Origin of the sequence: Streptomyces sp. 142MFCol3.1 (assembly GCF_000424945.1) — a bacterium.
GTDB classification, from domain to species: domain Bacteria; phylum Actinomycetota; class Actinomycetes; order Streptomycetales; family Streptomycetaceae; genus Streptomyces; species Streptomyces siamensis.
On the sequence record NZ_AUKV01000001.1, the window covers coordinates 509,166 to 534,384 of the forward strand.

22 protein-coding genes and 1 pseudogene are annotated in these 25,219 nt (G+C 71.2%); 12 read left to right on the forward strand and 11 right to left on the reverse strand.

The window, feature by feature from the left end; genetic code table 11:
• Positions 1 to 16: 16 nt before the first annotated feature.
• Genes H305_RS0102280 through H305_RS0102295 form a run of 4 tightly spaced genes read right to left on the reverse strand, consistent with a single transcriptional unit; the run spans position 17 to position 4,017 of the window.
• Positions 17 to 832 (reverse strand): ABC transporter permease, encoded by an 816-nt coding sequence (locus H305_RS0102280; protein ID WP_028798978.1) that lies wholly within the window; start codon positions 830 to 832, stop codon positions 17 to 19.
• Positions 833 to 842: 10 nt separating this feature from the next.
• The gene (locus tag H305_RS0102285; RefSeq protein ID WP_028798979.1) at positions 843 to 1,733 is read right to left on the reverse strand and encodes an ABC transporter permease; all 891 of its coding nucleotides are present in this window, start codon (positions 1,731 to 1,733) and stop codon (positions 843 to 845) included.
• A gap of 9 nt (positions 1,734 to 1,742) precedes the next feature.
• On the reverse strand, positions 1,743 to 2,942 hold the full coding sequence (locus H305_RS0102290) for an ABC transporter substrate-binding protein (protein WP_028798980.1): 1,200 nt from the start codon (positions 2,940 to 2,942) through the stop codon (positions 1,743 to 1,745).
• 37 nt (positions 2,943 to 2,979) lie between these two features.
• Positions 2,980 to 4,017 carry an ABC transporter ATP-binding protein gene (locus H305_RS0102295; protein WP_028798981.1) on the reverse strand — a complete coding sequence of 346 codons (1,038 nt, stop codon included), beginning with the start codon at positions 4,015 to 4,017 and terminating at the stop codon, positions 2,980 to 2,982.
• 134 nt (positions 4,018 to 4,151) lie between these two features.
• Here H305_RS0102295 and H305_RS44240 point away from each other — a divergent pair, with 134 nt between their 5' ends.
• Positions 4,152 to 4,958, forward strand: a complete 807-nt coding sequence (locus H305_RS44240) for a FadR/GntR family transcriptional regulator (RefSeq protein WP_051370324.1) — start codon at positions 4,152 to 4,154, stop codon at positions 4,956 to 4,958.
• Positions 4,915 to 5,694, forward strand: a complete 780-nt coding sequence (locus H305_RS0102305; protein WP_028798982.1) for a cache domain-containing protein — start codon at positions 4,915 to 4,917, stop codon at positions 5,692 to 5,694. The genes H305_RS44240 and H305_RS0102305 overlap by 44 nt, the downstream gene beginning before the upstream one ends.
• Positions 5,695 to 5,698: 4 nt before the next feature.
• Here the strand turns inward: H305_RS0102305 and H305_RS0102310 are convergent, their stop codons facing one another.
• A complete protein-coding gene (locus tag H305_RS0102310; RefSeq protein WP_028798983.1) occupies positions 5,699 to 6,361 on the reverse strand; it encodes a hypothetical protein in 663 nt (220 codons plus the stop codon).
• A 222-nt stretch (positions 6,362 to 6,583) separates the two neighbouring features.
• Here H305_RS0102310 and H305_RS0102315 point away from each other — a divergent pair, with 222 nt between their 5' ends.
• Genes H305_RS0102315 through H305_RS0102325 form a run of 3 tightly spaced genes read left to right on the forward strand, consistent with a single transcriptional unit; the run spans position 6,584 to position 9,027 of the window.
• The gene (locus H305_RS0102315; RefSeq protein ID WP_028798984.1) at positions 6,584 to 7,234 is read left to right on the forward strand and encodes a helix-turn-helix domain-containing protein; all 651 of its coding nucleotides are present in this window, start codon (positions 6,584 to 6,586) and stop codon (positions 7,232 to 7,234) included.
• Positions 7,235 to 7,266: 32 nt separating this feature from the next.
• Positions 7,267 to 7,797, forward strand: coding sequence for a hypothetical protein (locus tag H305_RS0102320; protein WP_028798985.1), 531 nt, complete (start codon positions 7,267 to 7,269; stop codon positions 7,795 to 7,797).
• Between the two features lie 12 nt (positions 7,798 to 7,809).
• Positions 7,810 to 9,027 (forward strand): MAB_1171c family putative transporter, encoded by a 1,218-nt coding sequence (locus H305_RS0102325; RefSeq protein ID WP_028798986.1) that lies wholly within the window; start codon positions 7,810 to 7,812, stop codon positions 9,025 to 9,027.
• A 64-nt stretch (positions 9,028 to 9,091) separates the two neighbouring features.
• On the opposite strand, the pseudogene H305_RS44245 reads toward H305_RS0102325, so the two are convergent.
• Positions 9,092 to 9,571: pseudogene (locus H305_RS44245) on the reverse strand (alpha/beta fold hydrolase); the annotation flags it as partial.
• A 201-nt stretch (positions 9,572 to 9,772) separates the two neighbouring features.
• Between H305_RS44245 and H305_RS0102335 the strand changes: the two are divergent.
• The gene (locus H305_RS0102335; protein ID WP_028799016.1) at positions 9,773 to 10,009 is read left to right on the forward strand and encodes a hypothetical protein; all 237 of its coding nucleotides are present in this window, start codon (positions 9,773 to 9,775) and stop codon (positions 10,007 to 10,009) included.
• Here H305_RS0102335 and H305_RS0102340 read toward each other — a convergent pair.
• Together H305_RS0102340 and H305_RS0102345 are read right to left on the reverse strand one after the other, a co-directional pair.
• Positions 10,000 to 10,689 carry a 4'-phosphopantetheinyl transferase family protein gene (locus tag H305_RS0102340; RefSeq protein ID WP_028798987.1) on the reverse strand — a complete coding sequence of 230 codons (690 nt, stop codon included), beginning with the start codon at positions 10,687 to 10,689 and terminating at the stop codon, positions 10,000 to 10,002. The two genes, H305_RS0102335 and H305_RS0102340, sit on opposite strands and share 10 nt — an antisense overlap.
• Positions 10,637 to 11,536 (reverse strand): metallophosphoesterase family protein, encoded by a 900-nt coding sequence (locus H305_RS0102345; protein WP_037762013.1) that lies wholly within the window; start codon positions 11,534 to 11,536, stop codon positions 10,637 to 10,639. The genes H305_RS0102340 and H305_RS0102345 overlap by 53 nt, the downstream gene beginning before the upstream one ends.
• 264 nt (positions 11,537 to 11,800) lie before the next feature.
• Here H305_RS0102345 and H305_RS0102350 point away from each other — a divergent pair, with 264 nt between their 5' ends.
• The 3 genes from H305_RS0102350 (at position 11,801) to H305_RS44250 (ending at position 15,962) form a co-directional block, all read left to right on the forward strand.
• A complete protein-coding gene (locus H305_RS0102350; protein WP_028798989.1) occupies positions 11,801 to 12,967 on the forward strand; it encodes an ATP-grasp domain-containing protein in 1,167 nt (388 codons plus the stop codon).
• A 149-nt stretch (positions 12,968 to 13,116) separates the two neighbouring features.
• Positions 13,117 to 14,805 carry a carbohydrate binding domain-containing protein gene (locus H305_RS0102355; protein WP_420708001.1) on the forward strand — a complete coding sequence of 563 codons (1,689 nt, stop codon included), beginning with the start codon at positions 13,117 to 13,119 and terminating at the stop codon, positions 14,803 to 14,805.
• Between the two features lie 149 nt (positions 14,806 to 14,954).
• A complete protein-coding gene (locus tag H305_RS44250) occupies positions 14,955 to 15,962 on the forward strand; it encodes a D-cysteine desulfhydrase family protein (RefSeq protein ID WP_051370337.1) in 1,008 nt (335 codons plus the stop codon).
• Positions 15,963 to 16,327: 365 nt separating this feature from the next.
• Here the strand turns inward: H305_RS44250 and H305_RS0102365 are convergent, their stop codons facing one another.
• From H305_RS0102365 to H305_RS0102375, 3 genes are all read right to left on the reverse strand, one after another.
• Positions 16,328 to 19,375, reverse strand: coding sequence for an alpha-mannosidase (locus H305_RS0102365; protein WP_028798991.1), 3,048 nt, complete (start codon positions 19,373 to 19,375; stop codon positions 16,328 to 16,330).
• A 25-nt stretch (positions 19,376 to 19,400) separates the two neighbouring features.
• Positions 19,401 to 20,738: a 6-phospho-beta-glucosidase gene (locus H305_RS0102370; protein WP_028798992.1), complete on the reverse strand. Its 1,338-nt coding sequence runs from the start codon at positions 20,736 to 20,738 to the stop codon at positions 19,401 to 19,403.
• A gap of 240 nt (positions 20,739 to 20,978) precedes the next feature.
• Positions 20,979 to 21,728, reverse strand: coding sequence for a DeoR/GlpR family DNA-binding transcription regulator (locus tag H305_RS0102375; protein ID WP_028798993.1), 750 nt, complete (start codon positions 21,726 to 21,728; stop codon positions 20,979 to 20,981).
• Positions 21,729 to 21,854: 126 nt separating this feature from the next.
• Between H305_RS0102375 and H305_RS0102380 the strand changes: the two genes are divergently transcribed.
• The 3 genes from H305_RS0102380 to H305_RS0102390 are packed head-to-tail and all read left to right on the forward strand — an operon-like array spanning position 21,855 to position 25,215.
• Complete coding sequence (locus H305_RS0102380; protein WP_028798994.1) at positions 21,855 to 22,919, forward strand: carbohydrate kinase family protein; 1,065 nt, start codon at positions 21,855 to 21,857, stop codon at positions 22,917 to 22,919.
• 45 nt (positions 22,920 to 22,964) lie between these two features.
• Positions 22,965 to 24,251 carry an ABC transporter substrate-binding protein gene (locus tag H305_RS0102385; protein WP_028798995.1) on the forward strand — a complete coding sequence of 429 codons (1,287 nt, stop codon included), beginning with the start codon at positions 22,965 to 22,967 and terminating at the stop codon, positions 24,249 to 24,251.
• A 1-nt stretch (position 24,252) separates the two neighbouring features.
• Entirely contained in the window at positions 24,253 to 25,215 is a 963-nt protein-coding gene (locus H305_RS0102390; protein ID WP_028798996.1) for a carbohydrate ABC transporter permease, read from the forward strand.
• Positions 25,216 to 25,219: the final 4 nt, after the last annotated feature.

Here is a 25,219-nt window from a genome sequence, read left to right on the forward strand (position 1 = left end):
GATCCCCACGGCACCCTCAGATCCTGCTCCCGGTCGCCGTGTCGGCCGACAGCCGCTGCGCCGCGTAGATCGGAACCACCGAGAGCAGGACGAGCACCGCCGCCACGACGTTGACGACCGGGGCCTGCTGAGGCCGTGTCATGTTGTTGAAGATCCAGATGGGCAGGGTCTCGATGCCGGGTCCGGCGGTGAACGTCGTCACCACGATCTCGTCGAAGGAGAGCGCGAAGGCGAGCATTCCGCCCGCGAGCAGGGCGGAGCGCACCAGGGGGAAGGTGACGTCCGCGAAGGCACGGAAGGTGTTCGCGCCCAGGTCCATGGCGGCTTCCTCGTACGATCCCGCGGTGCGCCGCAGCCTCGCCACCACGTTGTTGAAGACGACCACGATGCAGAAGGTGGCGTGTCCGACGATCACGGTGAACATGCCGAGGCCGACACCGAGCGGTTCGAGCACCGTGCCGAAGGCCGAGTTGAGCGCGATGCCGGTGACGATGCCGGGCAGCGCGATCGGCAGGACGACCACGAAGGAGATCGCGTCGCGGCCGAAGAACCGGTGCCGGGCCACCGCGAAGGCGATCAGCGTGCCGAGCATCAGGGCGATGGCGGTGGCACCGAGACCCGCCTTCACCGAGACCCACAGGGCCGCGCGGGCGCCCTCGTTCTGCCAGGCGGTCGACCACCAGTGGGTGGTGAGGCCGGGCGGGGGCCAGCTCGCGCTGCGGTCCGGGTTGAAGGAGTTGACCAGGACGAGGGCGAGCGGCACGTAGATGATCGCGAAGCCGAGCCCGGCGGCGACGCGCAGCGCGATGCGCGCGGGACGGGAGAGTTGCACTGCGGGCTCCTCAGAGGCTGCTCAGGGCACCCGTGCGGCGCATCGCGAGCAGGTACACCACGATGACCACGACGGGGACGGTGCCGAGCGCGGCGGCCATGGGCAGGTTCAGTTCGATGTTGGAGTAGACGAGGTTGCCGATGAGCTGGGTCTTGCCGCCGACGATCTGCACGGTGATGTAGTCGCCGAGGCTGAGGGAGAAGGTGAAGACCGAGCCCGCGGCCACGGACGGCAGCACCATCGGCAGCACCACCGAGCGGAAGGTGCGCGCGGGGCGCCCGCCCAGGTCCGCCGACGCGTCGAGCAGGTTGCCGGGCAGCTGCTCCAGCGCCGTGTGGATCGGCAGGATCATGTACGGCAGCCACAGATAGGTCAGTGCGATGACCGCCGCGGGAAGTCCGAAGCCGGGTCCGCTCAGCCCGAACGGCTCCAGCATCCAGTCGGCGAGTCCGCCCTGGGAGAGGATCAGCCGCCAGGCGTACACCTTGACGAGGTAACTCGCCCACAGCGGCGTGAGGATGGCGACCACGAGCAGCGGACGCCACCTGGGCCTGGCGATCCGGGCCGTGAAGAAGGCGACCGGGAAGGCGATCAGCGCGCAGAGGGCGGTGACGGCGAGGGCGACGCCGACGCTGCGCAGGATCACCTGCCGGAAGACCGGCGTGGTGAACAGTTCGTGGAAGTTGTCGGTCGACCAGACCTTGACGACCTCGGAGGTGAAGGAGTCGGTCGTCCAGAAGGCCGAGACGAACAGCACCGCCAGCGAGCCGAGGTAGAGCACGGCGAGCCAGAGCAGGGGCGCGGTCAGGAGCAGGGACAGCCTGAGCCGCGGCCGGCGGTGCAGGGTCCCGGCGAGCCTCCGGACGGGGGACCGTCCGGCGGCCTGCGCGGTGGAGGTCATGGGTGTCTCTCAGCCCTTGATCTCGGTCCAGGCCTGGACCCACTTCGCGTACGGGACGCACTTGACGTCGGTGCGGCCGTCGAGGCACTGCTCGATGGGCGTGTTCCAGAAGGCGATGTTCTTCCAGTAGCCCTCGTCGGCGGCGTGGAAGGTGTCGCAGAACGACTTGTCGCTGGTCTCGGCACACGCCTCCGTGTTGGCCGGGGCCTCCCCGAAGTACTCGGCGACCTGGGCGTTCACCTTCGGTGAGATGATCCAGTCCATCCACTTGTAGGCGCAGTTGGGGTGCTTGGCCTCGGCGGAGAGCATCCAGGTGTCGGACCAGCCCGTGGAGCCCTCCTTGGGCACGAAGGCCTTCACCTTCGCGCCCTCGTCCTGCGTGAGGTTGGCGATGACCTGCCAGGTCGTGCCGATCACGGAGTCCCCGCTCTTGAACGCGGAGATCTCCTTGAGGTAGTCGCTCCAGTACTCCCCCACGTTCGCGCTCTGCTTCTTCAGCAGGTCGACGGCCGCGTCGAACTGCTTCTGGTCGAGGGCGTACGGGTCCTTGATCTTCAGTTCGGGCCGGGCCGACTTCAGGTACAGCGCCGCGTCGGCGATGTAGATGGGCGAGTCGTACGCGGTCACGTGGCCCTTGTGCGCGGCGGCGTCGTCGAAGACGGCGGACCAGGAGGCCGGAGCGGGCGTGACCTTCTCGGTGTTGTACATCAGGAGGTTGGCGCCCCGGCCGTGCGGGATGCCGTACATCTGGCCGTCGACGGAGTTCCAGCCGCCGTTCTTCAGGCCGCTGAACACGTTCTTGTAGTTCGGCACGAGGCCGGTGTTGACGGGGGCCGCGTCGCCGGAGGCGATGAGGCGCAGCGAGGCGTCGCCGGAGGCGGACACGGCGTCGTACTGGCCGGTCTTCATCAGCTTGACCATCTCGTCGGAGCTGGCCGCGACCTTGGAGTTGACCTTGCAGCCGGTCTGTTTCTCGAAGTCGCTCACCCAGTCGACCTTCGGGTCGTTGGAGCCGTCCTCGACGTAGCCGGCCCAGGCGATCAGGTTGACCTGCCCCTCGGTCCTGCCGAGCTTCGACTGCGCCTTCAGGTCGGGCGGGTTGAGTCCGGTGGACGAGGAGGAGCCGCCCGAGTCGGACGACCCGCAGGCGGTGGCCGCGAGGAGCACCGCGACGGCGGCGGCTACGGGGAGGGTTCGGGTGAGGCGCACGACGTACTCCATACGTGACGGGGACTGAGCGTGGGGGTCAGCGGGGGTCGGGGACCTTGAAGGCGTGACGGCGGTGCCACTGGAGCCGGACCCGGGTGCCGCGGAGGGCGGCGACGTCCTCGGAAGAGGTCTCCAGGTTCTGCTGGAGGGCGGTGAGGCGACCGCCCGCGTCGAGGTCCACGAGGAAGCGGGTGGAGTCGCCCAGGTAGACGACCTCGACGACGGTGCCCGTGGCGGTGGAGTGCTCCGGCTCGTCGGCTTCGGCGGACTCCTTGAGGACCCGGATCTTCTCGGGCCGGATGCTGTAGGTGCCGGGAGCGCCGACGACCTGCTCCGCCGAGGCCCCTTCGAGGAGGTTGGAGGTGCCGACGAAGCCCGCGACGAAGCCGGTGGCGGGGCGTTCGTAGATCTCGGCCGGGGTGCCGACCTGTTCGACACGGCCCTGGTTGAAGACGGCGATGCGGTCGCTCATCGTCAGGGCCTCCTCCTGGTCGTGGGTGACGAAGACGAAGGTGATGCCGACCTCGCGCTGGATCGCCTTGAGTTCGACCTGCATCTGCTCGCGCAGTTTGAGGTCGAGGGCGCCGAGCGGCTCGTCGAGCAACAGCACCCGGGGGCGGCCGACGAGGGCACGGGCGAGTGCCACGCGCTGGCGCTGGCCGCCGGAGAGCTGGGCGGGGCGTCGCTTGCCGAACCCTTCGAGCCGTACGTCGGCGAGCGCTTTGCGGGCCCGCACCAGCCGCTCCGGCTTGGGCACCTTGCGCACCTTGAGGCCGTAGGCGACGTTCTGCTCGACGGTCATGTGCGGGAAGAGGGCGTAGTCCTGGAAGACGGTGTGCACGTCCCTCTCGAAGGGGGCGAGGCCGGTGACCTCCTGACCCGCCAGTTCGATGCGGCCGGCGGTCGGGGTCTCGAAGCCCGCGATCATCCGCAGCACCGTCGTCTTGCCCGAACCGGACGGCCCGAGCATGGAGAAGAACTCGCCGTCGGTGATGTCCAGATCGACTCCGGCCACGGCGGTCGTCTCTCCGAACGCCTTCCGCAGGCCCTGGAGCCGGATCGCCAATCCCTGCATGGGTGGGGAACCTTTCTGGTCCATGTCCACGTTCAAACACTGACCGGAAAGATATGAAGTCATAGTTCAAAGCTCAAGACCCCCTTAGAGTAAAGGTTGAGTCAACGCACAAGGTGGTGGCCGTGAAGCAACACATGGGCGACGGTGTCCGCAGAGCCGTCTTCACACCCGTGGACAACCGCGCCCGGGTCGAGACGGTGGTCCGCAGGCTCGGCGACGCCATCGAGCTCGGACTGCTCGCCGACGGGGAACAGCTGCCCGGCGAGATGGAGCTGGCCGGACAGCTCGGCGTGTCCACGGTCACCCTGCGTGAGGCGCTGATGGCGCTGCGGCAGCAGGGACTGGTCACCACGCGCCGGGGCCGCGGCGGCGGCAGCTTCGTGTCCCTGCCCGAGGTCCCCGGCGAGGAGCGGCTGCTGGCCCGGCTGGCCGGCTGGAGCACCGAGGAGCTGCGCGATCTCGGTGACCACTGGGCGGCCGTGACGGGGGCGGCGGCCCGGCTCGCCGCGCAGCGCACCGAACCGGCCGACCTCCAGCCGCTGCGGCGCACCCTGGAGGAGCTCGCGTCCGCCGAGGACGCCGCCGCGCGCAGCCGCGTCTACGGCCGCTTCCACGTCGAGCTCGCCGCCGCCGCGCAGTCCGCCCGGCTCACCCGCGAACAGGTCGCGCTCCAGACGGATGTGGGCGCACTGCTCTGTCTCGTGCTCGGGGACGACGAATATCGTGAAGAAGTCGCCGACCGTCACCGCTCCGTAATCTCGGCGGTGCAAGATGGGGCCCACGAATCGGCCAGAGCGCTGGCCGAGCGGTGCGTCCAGGACTCGACGGCGCGGCTCATCGCCCTCCGCCTCGCGATGCCGCGCACCGCGTCCGGTCCCCGTCCGCTGGAGGGCACCCATGAGCAGGAGCCCCGGCCAGGTCGGCGCCACGGCGACGCTTGACGCGACACCGCGGGCGGCCGTCGCCGCGCAGGTCCGCTCCACACTGGAGGCCGTCTTCGAGGCGGTCGCCGAGACCCGCGCCGACACCGCGGCCCTGCTCACCCGGGTCGCCGCGCGGGGCGACCGGCCCGCCACCGTCGACCTGGCGGCACTGCGCCCGGGCCTCCATCTGCGCCTCGCCCGGCAGGAGTTGGTGTCGGGCGCCGGGTTCGTCGCGGCGCCCGGGCTGCTCGCCGACGTACCGGCGTGGCTGGAATGGTGGCAGACGGGCCCCGACGGCGACGTACGACCGCTGCTGCTCGACCTCGACCCGCGGCACTCGGCGTACTCCGACTACACGCACTGGGACTGGTTCGCCCTCCCCCGCGACACCGGACAGCGAGCCGTCGCCGGGCCCTACGTCGACTACCTGTGCTCCGACGAGTACAGCCTGACGCTGTCCGCCCCCGTGCACGTGGAGGGCCGGTTCACGGGGGTGGCCGCGGCCGACGTGTATCTGCGGCACTTCGAGGCGGCGGTCGTGCCGCTGCTCCAACGGCTCCCGGGTCCCGCCCACTTGGTGAACGCCCGCGGCCGGGTCGCCGCCTCCGCCGACCCCGACCACCTCGCCGGCTCCCTCACCCGGGGACCGGACTTCGCGGCCGTCCTCGCGGCGGGACGGAGTGCGCACTTCGAGCGGCTGCGGCTGGTGCCGTGCGACGGCGTACCGCTGGTGCTCGTGACACCGGCCGACTGAGCGCTCAGACCGCCCGCAGTTCCGCCGCGCCGTTGCGCGTGGTGCGGGACTTGCGCGGTCCGCCGCCCGGCATGGACCGGGCCGCGTCCCGCAGGACCAGGGTCATCCGCGTGTACCCCATGTCCCGGAGGGTCTTGGGGGTGTCGTCGACGATCCGGCAGTCCGTGCGGCCCCAGCGGGGATCGGGGTGCACCAGGGGACGTACGGCGCCGTCGTGCTCGACGGCGTCCGGGCCGACCGCGCGGATCCAGTGGGGCAGCCCGTGCCGGAAGGCGGCGTCCATGATGGGGTCCTGGGCGATCTCCCGGCGGATCGACTGGAGACCACGGTCCTGGCCGTGCCGCTCCACGGCGGCGGCGAAGTGGGCCAGCATCGGCAGGCACCAGCTCGACTCGTGCTCGCCGAGAACAGTGCCGGCGTCCGGGTGGAACAGCACGAAACGGAGGAAGTTGTCGCCCGGCATGGCCGTCGGATGGGCTCCCACGCCGCCGAAAAGTGTCTCGAACGCGGCGTTCGACAGGACGACGTCCCAGCGGTGGTCGAAGACGACGGAGGGGAACTGAACGGCTTCGAGCAGGGCTGCGTAGTCCTGGAGGTACGCCTGAGCCTCGACGGTCTCGGGGACAGGTCGCGGCTGGGACCGCTGACTTCCTGCCTGGTACGCCATCGGGAGGTCACCCCTCTTGCCTCTGCGGCCTTCACGCGGCGCCCCGATCCTGCTGCCCAGGGCACAGGCGTGTCAACTATCGTGGCATTTGGCGACCGTTGACGGCTGAATCTCGCCACAGTTGTGGCGAGACCTGGATGTGAGTTCGACCGAGGAGCTAGTCTCCCGATGGTTCCTGACCTTCTTGAGAGCGACCTGTAGAGAGACGTAGGAGATCTGTCGGTGACGGATGGCTTCGAGGTTCCGGGCGCCACGGCGACGGTTCTGCTGCAGGCCGTCGTGACCCGGGTCAGCGACCTGGCCAACAGGCTCGGCGTGCAGCTCTCCGAGGTCTTCGACATCCAGCGCCTGTCCGCCGGTTCCGGCGTTCCCGAACCCGTGGTGAAGGCCCTGCTGAGCGGCCGCCACGCCGGAGAACCCGACCTACAGGCCCGCTTCCTGCAACGGCTCGACCTGCTGCGCCGAACCCGCCTGAAGCCCAACGGACGCCGCTACACCCAGCAGGAGATCGCCGACGGCGCCGGCATGTCGCGCCAGCAGGCCGGTGCCCTCATCAACGGCGACCGGCGTCCCACCATGGAGCACTGCGACGCCATCCAGCGCTTCTTCCGGGTCCACGCCGGATTCCTCACGGCCGAGGACTCCGAGGCCCTCGTGGGCGCCCTGCAGCGCTCGGAGCAGGAGCTCCTGCAAAGACTCGCCGACCGCGAACGCGCGGCGGCCGCCGCCGACCCGCTGGAGCGGCTGCTCCTGGACCACGGCGTCCGCGGAATCGCCTGGCGGGCCGCGCAGTTGCCCACCGACCAGCACCGGGACAAGGTCGCCGAGTGGCTGGACATGCTCCTGGAGAGCGTCAAACGGCCAGAGTCGTGAGCCGGGGGAGAGCTGTGGGCATCGGAAGGGAAATGCGCCGCCTGTGCGGCGAGTTGGTAGCGGAGCTGTCGCTCCCGGCACCGGCGGAACCCGCCGAGCTGTACGCGGCGCTGTGCGGCGCGATGAGCAGACGCCGGGGCCGCCCCGTCCAGTTCCGCACGGCCGCCTTTCCGCCCGGCACCGCGAGCGGGCTCTGGCTCGACATGGCCGAACAGGACCTCGTCGTCATCGAGGAGCGCACCGCGCCGGACCACCAGCTGGTCATCCTGGGCCACGAGCTGTGGCACATGAAGGCCGGGCACTGCAGCCACCACGTCGAGGGCGCGGCCGTCGCAGCCCGTCTGCTGACCGACGGCGCCGACCTCCAGGAGACCGTCCTGAAGGTGGCCGCGCGCACCCGCTTCGACATGGACGACGAGAAGGAGGCCGAGAGTTTCGGCCTCCTTCTTGCCAGCAAGTGCCGTACCTGGCTCGCCGGTTCACCCCTGCGCGGGCCCGTGCAGCGTGACGGTCTGGCCGGCCGCATCGAAGCGTCGCTGGGCTATCGCGGACCGCAGGGCTGAAGGTCCCGGAACATGGACGGATCCAGCTACTACATCCCCGCCGCCGCCATGGGTGCCGCCATCGCCTTCAAGGGCCCGGCGCTCCTGCGCGGCTGGCGCGATCCGCTGCTGCGCTCCGTCGGTGTGCTCCTGGCGCTCGCGGGCCTGGTGTTCCTCTTCGCGGCCCCGCCCACCATCGGCAAGGTCAACGAGGTCACCGGGATCCCGAACGTCTCGGCGCCACTGGTCTACTGCCTGCTGAGTGCCTTCAGCGCCTCCTGTCTGGTGCTGATCATCAACTGGCGTGGGGGCCGGCCCGAGGTGACCCGCCGCCTCTCTCGCCGCTGGATCGCCGGATACAGCACGGTGGGCGCGGCGCTGATCGTGCTCTTCGCCCTCGGAGAGGCTCCGCAGGAGCGGCTGCGCGACTTCGACACCTACTACGCGAACACGCCGTTCCTGCGCGAGATGATCGTGCTGTACCTCGTGGCGCTGTCCGCCGCGGGCATCGCGATGAACGTCATGTGCTGGCGCTGGGCGCTCCAGGTGCACGGCTGGCTACGGGCCGGACTGGTGATCATCGCGTTCGGCTCGCTGTGCAACATCCCCTACTCGGCGGCCAAGTTCATCGCCGTGGTCGCCCGCTGGAACGGCGGCGACCTGGACGGCCTGAGCACCAACGTGGCGCCGGTGCTGGCCTCCGCCGGAGCCCAGATCACCGCGGTCGGCTTCTGCCTCCCGCTGGCCTGCCAGCGCATCGGGGACAGCTGGAACACCTGGTCGACGTACCGCAGGCTGGGCCCGCTGTGGCGCGAACTGAAGCCGGTCGCCGTGGACGAGGACCGGGCGGTGCGCATCTCCTGGTGGTCCCCCGCCGAACTCCAGGTCACACAGCGGGAGTCCGACATCCACGACGGCATGCTGAGCCTGTACCCCTACTTCGACTCCGAGGTGCGCTCCGACGCCTACGCCGCGGCCGTGGCGGCGGGATCGCCGCCCGCCCGGGCGCAGGCGGAGGCGGACGCGGTGATGGTGACGGCCGCGGTGCGGGCCAGGGCCGCCGATCCGGAGGGCAGGGTCATCGACTCGGCGGAGGCCGCCGGAGGGCCGGCCGCGCAGGTCGCGTCCACCGACGGGCCTCGCGACCTGGTGGGCATGTCCATCGCCCTGCGCGAGTCCCCGGTCGTGGCGGCCGCCCGCGGGCGGACCGCCAGGCGTCCGGGGCGCGATGTCCGGGAGCGCACCGGCTAGGGCGCGTCCGGCGATTCCCGGCGTCGCCGGGCAGGCGGGAACTGCCGGACAGGGCGGCGGAACCTCACGTGGCGCTGCGTTCGCTCGCCTCGCGCAGGTCCCGCTCCTCCGCGCGGTTGCGGGGCGTGTCCGGCCGGCCCGCACTCGTGCCGGAACGGCCCGCGCGCAGCAGCTCGCGCCAGTGCTCACGGCTCCAGTCCGCGGGGGCCGTGGTGGTGGTGAACTCCTCGATCAGGGCCAGGAAGCGCGCCGGGTCGCTGTGGAAGGGGAAGTGGCCCGCGCCTTCGAACACCTCCAGCCGGCTGCCCGGCATGGCCCGGTGCGCGCCGTGGGCGTGTCTGACGGGCACCACGCTGTCCCGGTCGCCCCAGAGCAGCATCGTGGGCATGCCCTCCGTGAGGTAGCAGCGGTCGAGCATGGTGACCGCCCGGCCGCGCCGGTCGACGACGGCCCGCAGGGCGCGGATGAAGGCGCTGCGGGAGGGCGCGTCGGGCAGCGCGTCCACCAGGGTCAGCAACTCGGGGGCGTCCTGGCCGAGATCGGTGCGCCGTCCGGCCGTCGCGAGGGCGGTCCCGGGGCTCTCCTCTCCAGCCCAGGGCCCCCGCCCCACAAGGGATTTCCGTGATGTTTCGCCTCCGCTAAGCGGGCGAACCTCCACGTACCGAAACGGGATTGTCAGTGGCGGACGGCAAGCTGGAGTCAGGCAGCACCTGACACGACCAGCCGACCCGGGGAGAGCCGTCCGATGCCGACCGCCGTACTGACCGATCACGAACGCGCCGCCGTGCAGGCCTACCTCCGCCTCCTCCAGACCGTACGAGCCGCCTTCGACGGCCCGCCGGACGGGCGCCGGCCGGCCGTGGTGCCCCCCGCCGTGCTCGCGGAGGCGGAGAGGGCCCTGGCGGCGGCAGGTCTCGCGGGCAATGAGGAGGCGTTCTTCCGGCTGTTGCAGACCTGGTGCCCGGAGCCCGCTCAGGCGTGAGGCACGGTGACGACCGTGCCCACCAGGCCCCGTTGGACGGTCCAGCGTCCGTCGAAGACCTCGACGCGCCGGCCGTCCAGCAGGGGGCCGGGGACCAGCAGCCTGGCGCGCAGGCGGCCCGAGGGGCCCTGGCCCGGCGAGCCGGGGTACGGGAGGAGGTCGATGTCGGCCTCGGAGAAGTCCAGCCACTTCCCGGTGAGCGGGAACCACGCCTTGTAGACCGACTCCTTGGCGCTGAACAGCAGCCGGTCCCAGTGGACCGCGGGGTGCTCGCCGGCGAGCCGGTCGAGGCGGCCCGTCTCCGCGGGCAGGGCCACTGCCTCCAGGACGCCCTCCGGGAGCGGCTGATGGGGTTCGGCGTCTATGCCGAGGGAGGCCAGGTCGGTGGCGCGGGCGAGTGCGGCGGCGCGATAGCCCTCGCAGTGGGTCATGCTGCCGATCAGGCCGGCGGGCCACTGGGGTGCTCCACGCTCGCCGGGCAGGACGGGGGCGGGGGGCACCCCGAGCTTCTCCATGGCACGGCGGGCGCAGGCGCGCACGGCGGTGAACTCCCGTCGCCGCTTCTGCACGGCCCGTGTCAGCAGCGCCTGCTCCTCGGGGTACAGGCTCGCGCCCTCGGCCCAGTCGTCACCGTAGCTCTCCACTGCCACGGCCGACTCCGGGAGCAGCTCCTCCATCACCGGCTCCGACCTCCATCGGCAGAATGCGGCGCAGCGTGCCCGGCTGTCCGGGGCGCTTGCGCCATTCTCGGGGATAACCCACGGACACCTCTTCGAAGCGCACGCCCTCGTGCCAGGTGGTCCGGGGGATGTGGAGATGACCGTAGACCATGGCCTCCACACGGAACCTGCGGTGCCAGTCGGCGGTCCGCCGGGTGCCGCACCACATGGCGAACTCGGGGTAGCGCAGGATGTCCGTCGGATGGCGGTCCAGCGGGTAGTGGTTGACCGGGACGATCGGCAGGTCGTCGGGCAGTTCGCCGAGTCTGCGCTCGGTCTCGGCGACCCGGGCGTGGCACCAGGCGTCGCGGCTGGGGTAGGGGTCGGGGTGGAGCACGTGCTCGTCGGTGCAGATCACGCCCGTTCCCTCGGCGTAGGCCAGTCCCTGCGCCTTGGTCACGCAGCCCTGCGGCAGGAACGAGTAGTCGTAGAGCAGGAAGAGCGGAGCGACGACCACGGGGCCGCCGGGCCCCTCCCAGACCGGGTAGGGGTCCTCGGGGGTGATGACGCCCAACTCCCGGCAGACGGCGACCAGATGGTTGTAGCGGGCGACGCCGCGCAGCTGTACGGGATCCTTCGGATGGGTCCACAGCTCGTGGTTGCCGGGCACCCAGATCACCTTGGAGAAGCGGGCGGCGAGGGTCTGAAGGGCCCACCGGATGTCGCCGACGATCTCTCCGACGTCACCGGCGACCAGCAGCCAGTCCTCGTCGCTCTCCGGGTGCATCTTCTCGACCAGGGCGCGGTTCTCGGGATATCCGATGTGCAGATCGCTGATGGCCAGCAGATTCCCGTGCCCGGCGTCCATCGACCGCACTCTCCGCACCCCCGTAGAAGACGAATGGCAACACAAGAACACATACGCCCGGCACGGGACAAGGATGCCCGGACACGACACCCGGGAAATCCGTAACACGCCCGTAGCCGTACGGGGGGTGCACGCCCCCTATGATCGCCCCAACACGGCTGCCACGAACCATTCTTGGCGTACGGCGGCTTGGTGTTCCTCCCTCTCCCCTGGCCGGGCACGGCCCGCTCCGCCGTGCCCGCGAACCCCCGAAAGGCGGCCTGCATGGGTTTCCGCGTACGCGTCTGGCTCAACCGCACGTACGCGGAGAACGTGTTCTTCATGGATCAGCTGCGCAGTAATCCGCAGGGCCGCCCGGTCGAGATCCATGCCACCCACGGCGACCCGGACTCCCCCGTGCTGGCCGCCGCCGACACCGCCGAACTGGAGCCCGAGGGCCTGTCCCCGCGCGCCTACGTCGAGTACGCCCTGAACCAGTGCGCGCGTCACTCCATAGACGTGTTCGTGCCGGTGCTGCACCAGGCCGCGATCGTGGCCCAGCGCGCCGAGTTCGCCGCGCTCGGTACGGCTCTGCTGGCCCCGCCACCCGAGGCGGTGGCCGTCTTCCAGGACAAGGCCACCGCCTACCAGGCCGTGCAGGCGGTGGGTGTGCCGGTGCCGCCGTGGTGGCGGGTGCGCACCGAGGAGGAGCTCCTCACGGCCGTCGAGACGCTGGAGGCCGCGGGGCACAAGGCCTGTTTCAAGCCGGCGGTCGGAGCGGGCGGAGTGGGCTTCCGCGTCATCACGCGGGCTCCCTTCTCGCTCATGCACCTCAATGGTTTCCCGGGCCCCTTCGTGCCGCTGGACCTGGTCGTGGCGGCGCTGCGCGAGGCGGAGGAGCCCGTGGACTGGCTGGTGATGCCGCGGCTGGAGCAGCCCGAGGTGTCCGTCGACTGTCTGACCGCACCGGACGGGCGGGTCCGTATGGCGGTGGGCCGCACCAAGAACGGTCGGCGCCGCGGCTTCACGCTGCACCCGTCGTGGACCGAGCCCGCGCGGCTGCTCGCGGAGGCGTTCGGACTGCACTACCTGTCGAACATCCAGTTCCGCATGTTGGGGGACCAGCCGGTCCTGATGGACGTGAACACGCGCCCGGCGGGGGGTCTGCACCAGCTGGCGCTGTGCGGGATCAACGCTCCCTGGGCCGCGGTGCGGCTGGCCCTCGGCGAGGAGACGGGCGAGGTGGTTCCGGCGTCCCTCGGGAAGGACTACACGGTGGTCTCGGGGCCCCGTGCGGTGCGTCCGGTGTCGCTGCCACAGCAGCGGACCGAGTCGTCCGCGGCGTCGCTGCCCGCCATGCCGGCGCCGGCCACGGAGCCTGCGGCTCCCTCCCCCGGCGGCCCGTCCGCGTCGGCCGCCGCGCCCGCGACGGCGGCCATCCAGCCCGCCTAGCCTCCCTCCTCCCTCCCCGTCACACCCCTTCGCACCTGCCGGTCTGGACCAATTCTCGCGCAGCGTCTTGACAGCGAGATTGGTCCATACCAACTTGGTTGCGCACCTCTCGGCACTCCCGAACACCCCCATTTCTTCAGGGAGATCGCGTGCGCATCGCAAACCTCAGACGTTCCAGACATCGCTTCCTGGCCCTGCTCGGCACCGCCGCGCTGGCCCTGGCCGGGGCGGTCGCCCTCCCCGGCACGGCGCAGGCCGCCAACATCCTGTCCAACCCGGGCTTCGAGACCGGAAGCCTCTCCCCCTGGACCTGCTCCGGCAACCTGGGCTCCGTCGTCTCCAGCCCCGTGCACGGCGGCACCAAGGCCCTCGCGGGAGCGGTGAGCGCCAGTGACAACGCCCAGTGCACCCAGACCGTGTCGGTCCAGCCGAACACGACGTACAGCCTCTCGGGCTGGGTGCGCGGGAGCTATGTGTACCTCGGCGTGGACGGCGGCGCCTCCACCTGGACGACGTCCCCCTCGGCCTACAGCAAGCTGACCGTGTCCTTCACGACCGGCGCCTCGCAGACCAGCGCCAAGATCTACGTGCACGGCTGGTACGCGCAGGGCACCTACTACGCCGACGACATCAGCCTGGACGGGCCGGGCGGCGGCGGTGGCTCCGACACCCAGGCTCCTACCGCCCCCACGAACCTGACCTCCACCGGCAAGACCTCGTCGAGCGTGTCCCTGTCGTGGGGCGCGTCGAGCGACAACGTCGGCGTGAGCGGCTACGACGTCTACAGCGGCTCGAACCAGGTACTCAGCGTGTCCGGCACCAGCGCCACCGTCGGCGGACTCTCCCCGAGCACCGCCTACACCTTCACCGTCAAGGCGCGGGACGCGGCCGGCAACACCTCCCCGGCGTCCAACGCCGTGTCGGTGACGACGAACGCGGGCGGTGGCGGCGGCACCGGCTTCAAGCAGGCGGCACCGTACCTGTTCGAAGGCTGGGGCGACCCGCCGAGCCCGACCACGGTCATGAACGCGACCGGCGTCAAGTGGTTCACGATGGCGTTCGTGCTCGACTCGGGCGGCTGCAACCCCGCCTGGGACGGCAACCGAGCGCTGACCGGCGGCGTCGACCAGACCGCCATCAACCAGATCCGCTCCGCGGGCGGTGACATAGTCCCCTCGTTCGGCGGCTGGCAGGGCAGCAAGCTCGGCGCCAACTGCTCCTCGGCGAGCGCGCTGGCCGGAGCGCTGCAGAAGGTGATCGACGCCTACAGCCTCAAGGCGATCGACATGGACATCGAGAACACGGACGAGTTCGAGAACGAGGCCGTGCAGGCGAAGATCCTGACCGCGCTGAAGACGGTCAAGGCCAACAACCCCGGCCTGAAGACCATCGTCACCTTCGGCACCTCGACGACCGGCCCGACGTACTACGGCAACCGTCTCATCGAGCAGGCACAGTCCCTGAACGCGGGCATCGACGTCTTCACGATCATGCCGTTCGACTTCGGCGGCGGCTCCGACATGTACGGGAACACGGTGAACGCCACGGAGGGGCTGAAGGCCAAGCTGAAGTCGACCTTCGGCTGGGACGACGCGACGGCCTACTCGCACATCGGCATCTCCGGCATGAACGGCCTGTCCGACCAGCAGGAGAACACCACCCCGGCGATCTGGACGCAGATCCGCGACTGGGCGAACTCCCACCACATCGCCCGGCTCGCCTTCTGGGCGGTCAACCGTGACCGGCCCTGCCCCGGCGGCGGCGTGGTGAGCAACTGCTCCGGCATCAGCCAGAGCACCTGGCAGTTCACCTCCATCACCGCGGGCTTCACCGGCTGACGGACCGCCAGGACAACGAGCAGGAGAGACAGGTGGGCCGCCCGGACATCCGGGCGGCCCACCGCCGTCCGTACGACGGCCCGAGCCGACGGTCCGGGCAGGTCACGGGTTACTCTCGCCGCGACACCGGAACGGAAAGGCTCGTGGCGATGACGACACACACCGAGGACGACACCTCACCACGCGCCCCGCTGGGCACTTGGCCCACCCCGCTCGAACCCGCGCCGCGGCTGGCCCGCGCGCTCGGCCTCGGGCCCGGGGACCTGTGGGTCAAACGCGACGACCTCACCGGCCTCGGCGGCGGTGGCAACAAGATCCGCAAGCTGGAGTGGACGTGCGGCGCGGCCCTGGCCGCGGGCGCGACGACCCTGGTCACCACGGGTGCGCCGCAGAGCAACCACGCGCGCCTGACCGCGGCGGCCGGTGCCCGGCTCGGGCTCCGGGTCGTCCTCGTGCTGGCCGGAGCACCCGGCGGGACGGCCTCCGGCAACCTGGCGCTCGACGGGCTCTTCGGCGCCACGGTCGTCTGGGCCGAGGACGGCGAGCCCCTGGATTCCCGCGCTCGCACGGTGGTGGAGCAGGAGCGGGCGCGCGGCGAGGTCCCGGCGCTGATCCCCTTCGGCGGATCGAGCGCGCTCGGTGCCCGCGGCTACGTCGAGTGCGCACGCGAACTCCTCGACCAGGCACCGGACCTGGCGACCGTCGTGGTGGCGCTCGGCTCGGGCGGCACCATGGCCGGCCTGGTCGCGCACCTCGGGTCCTCCCGCGTCCTCGGTGTGCACTGCGGCGCCGTCGCCGACCCCGCCGGGACGGTGACGCGACTGGTCGGCGAGCTGTCCGGGACGCGGGGCGTCACCGAGGCCCCGCGGCTGCGGCTCGACCAGGTCGGCGACGGATACGACACGCCCGGCGAACCGGTGATGAACGCCCTGACCCTGGCCGCACGCACCGAGGGCATCGTCCTCGACCCGATCTACACCGGGCGGGCGATGGCGGGGCTGATCGCGGCCGTCGCGGACGGCGACATCACCCCGGGACGGCGCACCGTCTTCCTGCACACCGGAGGGCTGCCCGGCCTCTTCGGTCATCCCGCCACGCTCGCCCGGGCGGGCGCCGCGCTGCTCGGTTCTCCGGATGACCCCCGGCAAACCGCCTGAGCCCGGGCGGGAGCTCGACCGAAGGACCGGCGGTCCCGGGCGGGCTGCACTCGGCCGGACCTGATGGTCCCGCTCCAGTCGCCGAGCTGAGGGCGCAAGGGGCCGCGGCCCTGGGCACCGTAGTCGGGCATGGCGGGCTCCCAGGGGACGCCCAGGCAGCCGCAGATGCCGCGGGTGGTGCCCTCCGGGTCGGCGGTGAGCGCCTCGTAGGTGATGACGTGGGCGTCGAGGTTCCGGCGCGCCCTCCTCCAGCTTCTCGCCGGGGTCGAGGACCTCGGCGGTGATCCCCCCCCCCGTGCTCGGGATCGGTGCGCCGGTTCGTGAGCGAGGTGACGACGGCGCGGCCGGATTCCTGTCGCATGCCGTCACTTCGTCTCCACGGCCAGCCGCAGCGTCAGCACCTCGAAGGGCCGCAGGGTGAGCGGGACCGCGTTCTCGTCGGTGTCCGCGCGTGAGAGCGGACGCTCCAGCAGGTCGGTCACCTGGGCCGCGGCGAGCGGGAACCCGGTGCGCAGGGTGCCGGTGGCGCGGCCGCCCCGGGACTCGTAGAGACGCACGACGACATCACCGGAGGCGTCGTCGGCGAGCTTGACCGCCTCGACGGTGACTCCTTCCCCGTCGACGGAGACGACGGGTTCGGCCGGGCCGTGCGCCTCGGCCGGCCGCAGCGGCAGGTTGAGGGCGTAGCCCTCGGCGACCGCGTCCTCGATGCTCGCCCCGGGCAGCAGGGAGTACGTGAAGCGGTGGCGGCCCTGGTCGGCCCCCGGGTCCGGGACGCGCGGCGCGCGCACCAGGCTGAGCCGGACCGTGGTGGTCGTGCCCCCGTCCTCGCGGACCGTGCGGGACACGTCGTGGCCGTACGTCGAGTCGTTGATGACCGCGACGCCGTAGCCGGGTTCGCCGATGTGCACCCAGCGGTGGCCGTACACCTCGAAGCGGGCTGCCTCCCAGCTCGTGTTGGTGTGCGTGGGGCGCTGGACGTGGCCGAACTGGATCTCGGCCGAGGAGTGCGGGGCGCGGATGTCGACCGGGAAGGCGGCCTTGAGGATCTTCTCGCTCTCGTGCCAGTCGATGTCCGTCTCGAAGTCGACACGAGGGCTGCCGGCCCGGACGGTGACCGTCTGGGTGATCGTCGAGCCCTTGCCGAAGGAGCGGGTGACACGGATCGCCCCGGCCAGCGGGTCGTCCTCGACGACCGTGACCGAGTCGGGCTCCAGGAGGTCCGTGTACCGGTTCTTGTAGTGCTTGTCGATGTCCCAGGCGTCCCAGTAGTTGGGCAGGTCGGTGTGCAGACGGAGCAGGTTGCCCCGGTCCGCGAGGACCTCGCGGTCCGCCCGCAGGTCGCGCACGGACGACAGTGTGCCGTCCTCCGCCATCCGGACCCGGACCAGCCCGTTGTCCAGGACGCGGTCGGACACCGTCACCGGCTGCGGGGGCCGGGCGTCGGCCAGGGGCGCGCTGCCGTTGGCCGGCACCCGTACGTAGGCCGGCGCACCGTACGTCGTGCGGACCACCTCGGCGCGGTCGTACGGGCTGGTGTTGAAGAAGCGCGTCCCACCGGAGCCGAGGGCGGCGATCGCGGCGGTCGTCAGCTCCTCCAGTTCCCGCCCGACGCGGGCGTACTCGGCCTCGGCCTCGCGGTGCACCCAGGCGATCGACGACCCGGGCAGGATGTCGTGGAACTGGTGCAGCAGCACCGTCTTCCACAGGCGGTCGAACGCCTCGTACGGGTACGCGTAGCCCGGCGCGTGCAGGGCGGCCGTGGTGGCCCACAGCTCCGCCTCGCGCAGCCGGTGCTCGCTGCGCCGGTTGCCCTGCTTGGTGCGGGCCTGGGAGGTGTAGGTGGCGCGGTGCAGTTCGAGATAGAGCTCGCCGGCCCACACCGGGGCGTCCGGGTACTCCGCGCGTGCCTTCGCGAAGAACGCGTCGGGGTGTTCGACCTCGACCTTCGCGGAGCCCTCCAGGTCCTTCAGCCGGCGGGCCCGCTCCATGATCTCGCGGGTGGGGCCGCCACCGCCGTCGCCCCAGCCGAAGGGGGCCAGCGAGCGGGTGGCGCCGCCCTTCTCGCGGTAGTTGCGCACCGCGAGGGCCATCTCCTCGCCGCTGAAACGGGCGTTGTAGGTGTCGATGGGCGGGAAGTGGGTGAAGATGCGGGTGCCGTCGATGCCCTCCCACCAGAACGTGTGGTGGGGGAACTTGTTCGTCTGGTTCCAGGAGATCTTCTGGGTGAGGAACCATTCGTTGCCGGCGAGCTTGGCGAGCTGCGGGTAGGCGGCGTTGTAGCCGAAGGAGTCCGGCAGCCACACGCCCTTGGTCTCGACGCCGAAGTGCTCGATGAAGAACCGCTTGCCGTGCACGAGCTGGCGGGCGAGGGCCTCGCCGCCGGGCAGGTTGCCGTCGGCCTCGACCCACATGCCGCCGACCGGTGCCCACTGGCCCTTCTTCACGGACTCCTGGATGCGGGCCCACACGTGCGGCTGGTTGTCGCGCACCCATTCGTACTGCTGGGCCTGCGAGCAGGCGAACACGAACTCCTCGTACTCGTCGGCCAGCGACGTGACGTTGGAGAAGGTGCGTGACGTCTTGCGCTTGGTCTCGCGGATCGGCCACAGCCAGGCAGAGTCGATGTGCGCGTGGCCGACGCCGGAGACGATGTGGGCGCTGGCGTGGGCGGGCTTCGACAGCACCGGCTCCAGGGCCGCGCGCACGGCGGGCGCCGAGCCGGAGATGTCGTCCAGGTCCAGCAGGTCGAGGGCCCTGTCGAGCGCGTGCATGATCTCGTGCCGGCGCGGGTCGTGCTCGCCGAGCTCCAGCATCAGTTCGCGGAGCACCTGGATGTCGAGGTCCAGGTGCCAGACGTCTTCGTCGAGCACGGCGATGTCGGCGCGCCTGAAGGTGTACAGCGGTGTGTCGCCCGCGGTGAGCACGTCGCCGAGCGGGGTCGGGCCGGCGAAGTCGCCGGCGAGGATGTCGGGGTTGGAGGCGGCCTCGACGAGGTACTCGACCGGCTCCCCGCCGACCGCCGGACGGGCGATGGGGACGTACTGGTTGAGCGGGTTGACCGCCTTCAGCGGTGTGCCGTCGGCGAGGTGGACGAGGGCCTCGGCCTGGTTGCCGGGCCAGTCGCCCACGAACCCGAGGTCGATGACGGCCTCGACGCGCCTGCCCGCGTACGCGGCCGGCACCCGTCCGCGCATCCGGAACCAGGTCGTCCCCCACGGCGGGCCCCACGGAGTGTCCATGGCGAAGGGTTCGTACGGGGCGGCCGCGGCCTCCTCGAAGGGGACCGGCTCCCCCGGGGCCTGCCAGGCCTCCACCACGAGGGGGACGGTGGCGGCGTAGGTCGCGGGCTTGATGCGCTGGTCGTGGATGCGCTCGACGCGCTCCTCGATGCGGCGGCGTTCGTCATGCATGGCCGTACGTCTCCTCGCTCGGTCTCTACTTCAGGTAACCCAGGCCGGGGTGCGCGGCGGTGTAGCCGTCGACCAGCCGGTGTGCCACGTTCACGGAGTCCACGAGGGGGTGCAGCGCGAAGGCCTTCACCGCCGTCGTGCGGGACCCGGACTCGGCCGCCGACAGCACCTCCCGCTCCACCGCCTTCACCGCGCACACCAGGCCGGTGGCGTGGTCCGGCAGCGGGTCGACGGCGACCGGATGCGCGCCGTTGGCGTCCACCAGGCAGGGCACCTCGATGACGGCCGCGTCGTCGAGGACCGCCAGGGTGCCGCGGTTGCGGACGTTGAGGATCAGCGTGGTGCGCTCGTCGCGGGCGATGGCCCGCATGAGGGCGAGCGCGACCTTCTCGTAGCCGCCGGAGAGGTCGTCGGCGTCGCGTTCGCCCGCGCCGGCCGCGTCCCGGTTCTCCGCCATGTAGGTGGCCTCGCGTTCGGCGCGCGTACGGTTCCAGGCGCTCAGCGCGGCGGCGTCGGGGTGCGTCATCTCCTCGTAGAACCCCGCCTGCTGGTCGCGAAGGAAGGCGCCGCGCGTCCGGTCCGCCTGCTGGTAGGCGCGGACGGTCTCGCGGTTGAAGTAGTAGTAGTGCAGGTACTCGTTGGGGACGGCGCCCAGGGACCGGAGCCAGTCCGGGCCGAAGAGCCGCCCCTCCTCGAAGGAACCGAGCAGCTGCGGGTCGGCGAGCAGGCGCGGGAGTTCGTCCCGGCCCGCGATCCGCAGACCCCGCACCCAGCCGAGGTGGTTGAGCCCGACGTAGTCGATCCACGCCTCGCGCGGGTCGGCGCCGAGCACCTTCGCGATCCGGCGGCCGAGGCCGACCGGCGAGTCGCAGATGCCGATGACGCGGTCGCCGAGGTGCCGGGCCATGGCCTCGGTGACGAGGCCGGCCGGGTTGGTGAAGTTGATGACCCAGGCGTCGGGGGCCAGCCGTGCGACGCGGCGTGCGATGTCGTCGGCGACGGGCACGGTGCGCAGTCCGTAGGCGATGCCGCCCGCGCCGACCGTCTCCTGGCCGAGGACGCCCTCGGCGAGCGCCACGCGTTCGTCCTCCGCGCGTCCCTCCAGGCCGCCGACACGGATCGCGGAGAAGACGAAGTCGGCGCCGCTCAGGGCTTCGTCGAGGTCGGTGGTGACCGTCACCTCGGGCGCGTCCGGTACGCCCGCCGCCTGTTCGGCGAGCACCCGCGCGACTGCGGACAGCCGTGCCGGGTCCAGGTCGTGCAGCACGACCCGGGTGACGCGTCCCTCGGCACGGTCTCCGAGGAGCGCCCCGTACACGAGCGGCACACGGAATCCTCCGCCGCCGAGAATGGTCAGCCTCACGCGATTACCACCTTTGCGAGTTCTGCTGGTTGTGCGCGCCGGGCACGCTCGGCATGCCGCGCGCCTCGCTGCCGGTACGACACGTTCGGTGCGGGCTGTATGCCGGGCGCGTCGTGCGCCTCGCCCGCGCCGGGCGCGTCGTGCGCGTCGGGCATGCCCGGCGCCGTACGCGCGGGCCGCCGCGCGTGCCCGAGGCGGGCGTTCACGGCCGGCCCCGCGCGGCGGGTCCGTGGCCGGGGCTCATGCCACGACCACCCGCACGCCCGCCTCCTCCAGCGCCGAACGTGTCGCCGCGTCCACCGGCGCGTCGGTCACCACCATGTCCAGTTCCTCGGGCCCGCAGACCTTGGCCATGCCCGTGCCCGGGAACTTGGCCCGGTCGGCGAGCAGGACCACCCGCTCGCCCGCCCTGATCATGGCGCGCTTGACGGGCACCTCGACGACGGTCGTGTCCATCACCTGGCCGCCGGGCCGCACTCCGCTGGTGCCGAGGAAGAGCCAGTCGGCGTGCAGCTGTCGCAGGTTGTCCTCGGTGAGGAAGCCGACGAGCGAGCGGTACTCGCGTCGGACCATGCCTCCGAGCAGCACCAGTTCTATGTCCTCGTCGTCCGCGAGTTCCTCGTAGACCACCAAATTGCTGGTGATGACGGTGATCCGGCGGCCGTGCAGCTGCCGGGCCAGCCGGTAGGCGGTGGTGCCGATGTCGAGCAGCACGGACTCGCCGTCCTGGATCATCGACGCGGCCTGCACGGCTATCGCGTCCTTCTCGGGCACGCGGACCTCGGCCACCTCGGCGAAGGGCTGGTCGCCCTCGTCCACGACCGCGCCGCCGTGCACCCGCGTCAGCAGGCCCTCCTCCTCCAGCTTCACCAGGTCGCGGCGGACCGTGGCGGGGCTCACGCCCAGCTGTTCGGACAGGTCGGTCACGGCCGCGGGACCGCCGGAACGCAGGGCCCGCAGGATGAGTTGATGTCGTCGCTCTGCCAGCACGCCCTGAACAATAGTCGTCATCTTTCTTCATTTCCATGCTCTGTTCTGCTCGACTCTTGCCAAATTCCTTGGCGGCGCGCACGATCCTGTGCACCGCTTGCAGACTTTTGACGAGAGGACGCATCCGTGGGCGACGAACGGCCCGATGTCCTGCTGACCGGTCTGCTCTTCTACGACCTCGTCCTGACCGGACTGGGCAAGCCGCCGACGCCGGGCGAGGAGATCTGGACCGAGGGCATGGGCGTCAGCCCCGGGGGCATCGCCAACCTGGCCGTGGCGGCGGCGCGTTACGGCCTGCGCACCTCGCTGGCCACCGTCTTCGGCGACGACGCCTACGGCGCGTACTGCCATGACGTCCTCGCCGGCCAGGAGGGCGTCGACCTCGCGCTCTCCCGTACCGCGGACGGCTGGCACACCCCGGTCACCGTCTCCCTGGCGCTCCCCCGGACGGGGCCTCCCGCCCCAGCGGGACACGCCCCCGTCCACGACCGCGCCCTGGTCACCCACGGCCAGGAACCGCCCCACTCGCAGGACGCGCTGATGAGCGACCCGCCGGCCGCGCGCACCGCGCTCGTGCACATCGAGGCGGAGCCGCGCGCCTGGCTCGCCAAGGCGGCGGCGAACGGCACGCAGATCTACGCCGACGTCGGCTGGGACCCCACCCAGCAGTGGTCGCACGACCTCCTGGACCAGCTCGCACTGTGCCACGCCTTCCTCCCCAACGAGGCCGAGGCGACGGCCTACACGCGCACCGGCAGCGCGGCCGCCGCCCTGAGCCGGCTGGCCGACTCGGTGCCGGTCGCGGTCGTCACCCGCGGCGGCGACGGCGCGATCGCCGTGGACCAGACGACCGGCGAGTACGCCGAGGTGCCGGCCCTCGACATCGATGTCGTCGACCCGACGGGCGCCGGAGACGTCTTCGGCGCAAGCTTCGTCGCGGCGTCGCTCGGCGGCTGGCCGCTGGAGGAACGGCTGCGCTTCGCCGTACTCGGCGCCGGGCTCTCCCTGCGACGGCACGGCGGCGCCCTGGCCGCGCCCGGCTGGTACGGCGTCGACCGCTGGTGGCGCTCCGTCGACGACCCCGCACTGCGGCGCGCGTACGGCTTCCTGGCGGACCGGATCCCTGCCGACCCGGGCCCGCCCGTCCCGTACGCGCCCGTGAGCCCGCCCGGCCCCGCCCGGCGGCACTGACCTCTCATGCGAAGACCCGAACAGATCCGAAAGGCGGTGGGAGCTGTGCGGCTCTCACGAAGAGGCCTGCTGCGCGCGGGCCTGGCCGGTACGGCCGCCACGGCGCTCGGCGGCCTGGCGACCGGCTGTGCCGTTCCGACCGGCTCGACCGGCCGGAACATGGTCCTGTGGTACTGGAGCGGCGGGCTGAGTCCGAAGGTCGTCCAGAACGCCGAGGAGCGCTACGGCGACTCGATGAACCTCCAGGCCATCCAGATCGGCGGTTACTACCGCTCGAAGCTGATGACCACGATGACCGGGCGCGCCCGCATCCCGGACATCGCCGGGCTCAAGGGCGAGGACATGGCCTCGTACCTGCCGAACTCCGACCAGTTCGTGGACCTGCGCACGCTGGGCGCGGCGCGGTACCGGGACCGCTACCTCCCCTGGAAGTGGGATCAGGGCATCGCCCCGGACGGCTCGATGGTGGGTTTCCCCATCGACTGCGGCCCGGTCGCCCACTACTACCAGCCGGCCGTCTTCGAGAAGGCGGGGCTGCCCCACGAGCCGGCGGACGTCTCCGCGGAACTGGACACCTGGGAGAAGTTCTTCGCCGCGGGCGAGCAGCTCAAGAAGCGTCTGCCCGGCACGTTCATCCTCACCGACGCGCTCAGCGTCCTCGGCATCTCCGTCAACCAGTCGACCCGCCGGTACGTCGACGAGGACCGGCACTTCATCGGGGACCAGGAGCATGTGCGCACCGCCTGGGACCGGGCGGTCGAGGCCACCCGCCGCGGACTGGTCTCGAAGATCGTCAACGGGACGCCGGACAACATATCCGCCACCGAGCGGGGGCTGCTGCCCAGCCAGCTCAACGCCTCCTGGGCGGCCGGCGACATCAAGCTCAACACACCGCGGACCAAGGGAAAGTGGCGGGTGGCCCAGTGCCCGGGCGGACCGTCGAACATCGGCGGTTCCTTCCTGTCGATCACCAAGGCCTGCCGGGAGCCGGAGCGCGCCTTCGAGCTGATCACCTGGATGCTCGACGCCGAGAACCAGGCCCAGGGCTTCGTCGACTCGGTGCTCTTCCCGTCGACCCCTGCGTCGTACGGCATGAGCGAGTTGCGCGAACCCGACGCGTTCTTCGGCGGCCAGATCACGATGGACGTCTTCGGCCCGGCCGCGCGGAGGATCCCCGTCGCCTTCAACAGCCCCTACGACATCGCGCTCGGCACCCCGATCAGCGACGAACTGCGGAACTTCTCCGTTCTCGGCAAGGACCCGGACAAGGCCTGGAAGGACGCCATGAGCAGCTGCCGGCGCATCGCGGACCACGTGGGGGTGAGCTACTGACATGGCTACCGCACCCGTCGTGGAGACGCGTCCGGCACCCGTGGCCGCCGCACCCGCTCCGCACCCCAGGAAGGGCGTGCTGAGCCACTGGCGGCTGTACGTCGCGATCTCCCCCTTCTATCTGCTCTTCCTCGCCTTCGGTCTGATCCCGGTCGGCTTCTCGCTCTATCTGTCGTTCCACCGCTGGGACGGGCTGGGCGCGATGGAGTACGCGGGGCTGTCGCAGTACCGGTACCTGCTGTCGGACGGCCAGTTCTGGAGCTCGATCGGGAACACCGTCGTCATCTGGGCGCTGGCCACCTTCCCCATGATCTTCCTGGCGATGGTCACGGCCGTGATGCTCAACTCCGCGGTCCGCTTCAAGAACGTGTACCGCTTCGCCTTCTTCCTGCCGAACGTCACGTCGATCGTGGCGGTCGCGATCATCTTCGGTTCGGTCTTCTCCACCAACTTCGGCCTGGTGAACGCCCTTCTGCAGGCCGTCGGTCTCGACCAGGTGGCCTGGCTGAACACGCCCTGGGGCATCAAGGTCGCCATCGCCACGCTGATGACCTGGCAGTGGACCGGCTACAACGCGATCATCTTCCTCGCCGGTCTGCAGACGATCCCGAGCGAGCTGTACGAGGCGGCGCGGATGGACGGCGCCGGACCCGTGCAGACCTTCTTCCGGATCACGCTGCCGCTGCTGCGCCCGGTGCTGCTCTTCGTGCTCGTCATCTCGACGGTCACCGGGCTGCAGAGCTTCTCCGAACCACAGGTGCTGCTCCAGACCACGGACAACAACTCGTCCTTCGCGGGCGGCCCCGGACACGCGGGCCAGACCATGGTCCTCTACTTCTTCCAGCAGACCTTCGACAACAACGACTTCGGGTACGGTGCCGCCGTCGCCTGGGGCATCTTCCTCGTCGTCGTCCTCTTCTCGATCGTCAACTGGCGCCTGGTGCAGCGCCGGGGCGAAGAATAGGAGC